The sequence below is a fragment of the Streptomyces sp. SID3343 genome (genome assembly GCF_009865215.1).
GTDB lineage: Bacteria > Actinomycetota > Actinomycetes > Streptomycetales > Streptomycetaceae > Embleya.
This window is the reverse complement of record NZ_WWJX01000660.1, coordinates 1-3,428: the sequence shown is the minus strand read 5'-3', so window position 1 is coordinate 3,428 and position 3,428 is coordinate 1. Positions and strand designations below refer to the sequence as shown.

Genomic DNA, 3,428 nt, shown 5'->3' with positions numbered 1-3,428 from the left:
CGGCTCGACCCCGCCCGCCGGCTCGGCCGCCGGTGGGGCGCGGTGGTCGCGGACGGCCGCGAGGACGAGCACCGCGGCGAGCGCGAGGACGCCCACGAGCAGTACCCGGCCGCGCGCGAGAAAGCCGATCTCGATGTCGTAGCGGGCGTAGTGCAGGAAGGTCAGCGCGAAGAAGCCGACCATGGTCCACGCCGGCGCCCACCGTACGTCCGGGCGCTCTCGGTTCGCGGCATCGCCCAGGACCAGGCCCACCCCGAGTACGCCGAGCGCCTGCCACGCCGCTGCGCCGCTCGGGGCCAGGCCCACGATGCCGTCGTGCGCGCCCGTCTGGACGTACCCCGCGCCGATCACCCCGGCGACGAGCAGAGCCAGGCCCAGTGGCAGCACCCACGGGCCGCGCACGCGCGTGGCCGGTACCGCGAGCGCCCACGCGGCCACCAGCACCGGCACGCCCCAGCGTGGTTCACCCGCCGCGGCGTGGCTCACGCCGGGGTTGCCGAACAACACGCCGGTCAGGAACAGCACCGGGCCGAACACGGCCCACAGCACCGGCCGGTGCACCTCCCGGGTGGGCCCCTGGATCCACACCTGCGTTCCGACGAACACCACGCCGAGCGTGCCGAGCACGGCCCAGCCGCGCCACTGCGCGAGCCACATCGGGTCGAGGGTGCCCAGACCCGCGTGCAGGCTCGTGGCGATCGCGAGACCAGCCACCACGCCCGTCCCGGCCGGCCAACCGGTGTGCGCGACACCGACGAACCAACACAGCGCGGCGACCAGGGCCACACACGCGACGTAGAGCTGAGTGTCCCCGCCATCGGTGAACTGGAGCCACAGCCGCAGGAGCACCATCGCGACTCCGGCGAGCACCGCGACCGGGCGCCCGCCGATCCGGCGGCACAGCGGTACGACCACGAAGGCCACCGCGAACCACGCGATTGCGAACAGCCCGAGCTGCTCGGCCGGCGTGGCGCCGGCATCCCCGTACACGGTGATCAACGAGGGCAACCACACCCGCAGGATGTCGACCAGGAAGACGATCCCCAGAGCGATCACGACCACATGCACGAGTAACCCCCGTCTCGATGGCGGGGTCAGCATAGAGCGGTGGATCACCGGCGTGTAGAGGTCTTCTGACGATCGGTCAGGTAGGAATAGGTAGGCGGCTCGACCATCGCGACGGCCGCCCCCCAACGGCTCGCGGTCCTCGTCGGGGTTGAAGTGCGGAAGCCGACCCGGACCGTCGAACGGCACGACGTCCACGCCGCCGGGAGCGACCGCCTGCGCGGTCCGCACCAGCGCGGAGTTGGTGGACTCCGCCCGCAGCGACCCACTGATCACAAGCACCCGACGATTCGCAGTCATGGCCGGTCAAACCAGCACCGGCGCCCGGCTAGGCTCGCATCCATGAATACGCCGGTCCAAAACGTCGCCGACGCGCTGCGCGCACTCAATGCCACGGGTGAGATCCGGGAGTTCACCGAGACGGTACCCACCGCTGCCGCCGCCGCGGAGCAGTTGGGGTGCGAGGTGGGCGCGATCGCGAACAGCCTGATCTTCTCCGCGGACGGGCGACCGCTGCTGGTGGTCACCAGTGGCGCGCACCGCGTCGACACGCTCGCGGTCGCCAAGCTGCTCGGCATTCGCAAGGTCCGCCGGGCCGACCCGGCCTTCGTCCTGGCCGCGACCGGCCAGGAGGTCGGCGGTGTCGCCCCGATCGGCCACCCGCACCGCGTCCGCACGCTCGTCGACACATGGCTGTCCAAGCACGAGGTGGTGTGGGCCGGAGCAGGCGACCACAACCACATGTACCCCACGACATACGAGGAACTGCTGCGCATGACCGGCGGCCAGGCGGCCGACGTCGGTCCGTAGCCCGCGACAAGTCGCCGCCGGCGGGAGCGCGTCTCGGCGGGGCCGTGGATGCCGTCGCAAGCGTGTGCGCGGCGATCGTTCGACGAGGCTTTCGGCTAGGAATGTCGGTGCGGGTGGCTGGACTTGGCCCGGCTGATCGCCACCAGGCGGTCGAAGTCGGTGGCCGCGCCGCGCAGTAGCAGGTCGACCGTGCGGACGGCGAGGTCCTCGGTCAGCGGGGCGTGGGCGAACAGGCCCCGCTGGTAGACCACCGAACCCAGGACGTCGACGATCAGGTCGACGTCGGCGTCCGCTCGGATGTCGCCCCGGGCGACCGAGGCCGCCACGGTCGCGGCGACCGCCGTGCGGGTGGGGCGCAGCAACGTGTCGATCAGGTGGTCGTTGAGTTCGGCGTCGCCCGCGCACTCGGCGACCAGGGGGGCCAGCACACCCGGCGGGACCTTGCGCACCAGGGCGTCGGTGAGGATGTCCAGCGCGTCGGTGAGGTCGCATCGGGTGCAGCCGCTGTCCGGGACCGGCGGCGTGACCAGGACGGTGGCCAGGGCCGCGATGATCAGCCGCTGCCGGGTCGACCACCGCCGCCGCATGGTGGCCTTGGTGGTACCGGCCCGGGCGGCGACGGTCTCCAGCGCGAAGCCCGCGTAGCCCTGTTCGCGCAGCACGTCGAGGGTGGCGGCCAGCACCGCGCCGTCGATCGCGGGGTCTCGTGGTCGGCCGGCCCCGCGCGCGGCGGTGGCGGCGGGTGCGGGGCGGGAGGGGGTGCGGTCGGCCATCGCCGCCATCCTATCGGCGGGGTGGATCGCTCCCGGGGATTGGACAGGCCCCGCGATGTGATTACAATCCGGACCGAGTCGAATTCTAATCAGGCTCGTGTCGAAGGTGATGCGGAGGAACCGGAATGAGCGAGTCGTCGAACCCGACCAAGCCTGCCGAGGACACCGGTGGCGAGGACGGGGAGCCGCCGGCCGCGGCCACCTGGGGCGCGTTGTTCCGCGCCCCCTACCTCGCCACCGCCGTGGTCCTCGCGGGCGGCGTCGCCCTGCACGCGGTCAACGTGTATCTGGCCACGAGCCTGCTGCCGTCGGTCGTCGCCGACATCGGCGGCCTGCGCTTCTACGCCTGGAACACCACACTGTTCGTGTTCGCGTCGGTCGTCGCGTCGGTCTTCGTGCCGCGCCTGCTCGAACGGGCGGGACCGCGCCCGGCCTACGCCTGGTCGCTGGGCGTGTTCACCCTCGGCACCGTCGCCTGCATGCTCGCGCCGACGGTGGGGCTGCTGCTCGCGGGCCGCACTCTCCAGGGCGTCGGCGGCGGATTCCTCGTCGGTCTGTCGTACGCGATGATCCGGGTATCGCTGCCTCCGGAGCTGTGGACGCGGGCCGCCGCGCTGGTGTCCGGCATGTGGGGAGTCGGCACGCTGGTGGGCCCGGCCGCGGGCGGCGCGTTCGCGCAGATCGGGCAGTGGCGACTGGCGTTCGCGTTCCTGCTGCCGTGCGCCGCCGGGCTCGCGCTGCTCCTGCGCGGCGCGTTGCCCGGGGCCGGGCCGCGCTCGA

The 3,428-nt window shown here is 72.7% G+C and carries 3 protein-coding genes and 1 pseudogene; 2 read left to right on the top strand and 2 right to left on the bottom strand.

Going from position 1 to position 3,428, the window contains the following annotated elements; all coding sequences use genetic code 11:
• A pseudogene (locus tag GT354_RS20375) lies at positions 1 to 1,056 on the bottom strand (hypothetical protein); the annotation flags it as partial.
• A gap of 351 nt (positions 1,057 to 1,407) precedes the next feature.
• Here GT354_RS20375 and GT354_RS20370 point away from each other — a divergent pair.
• Entirely contained in the window at positions 1,408 to 1,875 is a 468-nt protein-coding gene (locus GT354_RS20370; protein WP_161357750.1) for a YbaK/EbsC family protein, read from the top strand.
• 95 nt (positions 1,876 to 1,970) lie between these two features.
• Here GT354_RS20370 and GT354_RS20365 read toward each other — a convergent pair whose 3' ends face one another.
• Complete coding sequence (locus GT354_RS20365) at positions 1,971 to 2,648, bottom strand: TetR/AcrR family transcriptional regulator (RefSeq protein ID WP_161357748.1); 678 nt, start codon at positions 2,646 to 2,648, stop codon at positions 1,971 to 1,973.
• A gap of 125 nt (positions 2,649 to 2,773) precedes the next feature.
• Here GT354_RS20365 and GT354_RS20360 point away from each other — a divergent pair.
• A partial coding sequence (locus GT354_RS20360; RefSeq protein WP_161357747.1) for an MFS transporter occupies positions 2,774 to 3,428 on the top strand: 655 nt, incomplete at its 3' end.

What these genes read in the sequence shown, in the direction of transcription:
- GT354_RS20370 (WP_161357750.1), top strand. Translation starts at nt 1,408, where the DNA reads ATGAATACGCCGGTCCAAAACGTCGCCGACGCGCTGCGCGCACTCAAT.
- GT354_RS20365 (WP_161357748.1), bottom strand. Translation starts at nt 2,648, where the DNA reads ATGGCCGACCGCACCCCCTCCCGCCCCGCACCCGCCGCCACCGCCGCG.